This window comes from Vibrio sp. 1557 (assembly GCF_033340175.1).
Lineage (GTDB): Bacteria > Pseudomonadota > Gammaproteobacteria > Enterobacterales > Vibrionaceae > Vibrio > Vibrio alginolyticus.
This window is the reverse complement of sequence record NZ_JAWOVZ010000312.1, coordinates 1-1,008: the sequence shown is the minus strand read 5'-3', so window position 1 is coordinate 1,008 and position 1,008 is coordinate 1. Positions and strand designations below refer to the sequence as shown.

Genomic DNA, 1,008 nt, shown 5'->3' with positions numbered 1-1,008 from the left:
TGACCAAGTCGTTTAACCCTGTAGATCATGCCAAAACTAAAAGCATCGATAAAACCTCAGAGTCCATCATCAAATGGACCCCAATCAGCGATCTTGCGGGTGAGCCGATTGCGTGGTTGAAAACACAAACCAAACGCGAACACTATTCAAAAGGTAATACACTCTTTATTTACCTCTTTGCGACGGTTGGGGTGGTAGCGTCAGTCATTGCTACCAGCACGTTTTTCATCTTCAAAAGAAAGGTGGCAACACGCTTTAGCCACTTTGCCGAAGGCATTAACGAAATCGCCTCCCAATATCAGCTTGAAGGTTTGCAGTCCGTAAAGTTCGATGAGTTAGAACTCGCGACAAAGCTTGTGCAAAAGCTCTCTGAAAACACGTCTATGACTCAGTTACAACTGAAAGACTCCATGGAGAAATTCGGCGCACTTTACCACAGCTCATCGTTAGGCATGCTGATCGTTATTGAACGTGAAATCGTCGACGCCAACCATCGAGCGCTTGAACTACTGAGTTATAAAAAGTCCGAGCTTCTTGAGCAGTCATTAGACACGCTCTGCCCTACGACTGCTGATGAGTGTCGTGTTGATGCAATGTATCGAGAGCTTCAACATGGCCGCAATCAGTTTGAAGCACAGATGCTAGACAGCCACGGCGAAACCATCGATTGTTTAATAGAAGCAACACTGATTCAGCACAACGGGCACACCGCCTTGATGCTGCTGTTGCAAGATTTGAGTGAAAACAAACAACAAGCAGAGATGATTCAAAAGCTGACCGATTTTGATCCTGTGTCTGGCTTTTGTAATCGCCCAGTGATCTTAGGTGCACTTGAAGAGTTGGTGAAACACCAGCCGAATCACTTCTCGTTCATCTACATCACAAGTAAGAGCCTCAAGCAAATCGCTGAAGTGTACGGACACCTGATTTTTGATGAGGCGATCCAGTACATCTCGACTTTGTTGCGTGACCATTTGGGCACTCACCAAATTGGTCGGATTAGTGAGC

1 protein-coding gene is annotated in these 1,008 nt (G+C 45.8%); it reads left to right on the top strand.

The features are described 5' to 3' along the window. On the top strand, positions 1 to 1,008 hold a 1,008-nt coding region (locus R7070_RS26705; protein WP_318141590.1), incomplete at both ends, for a PAS domain-containing protein.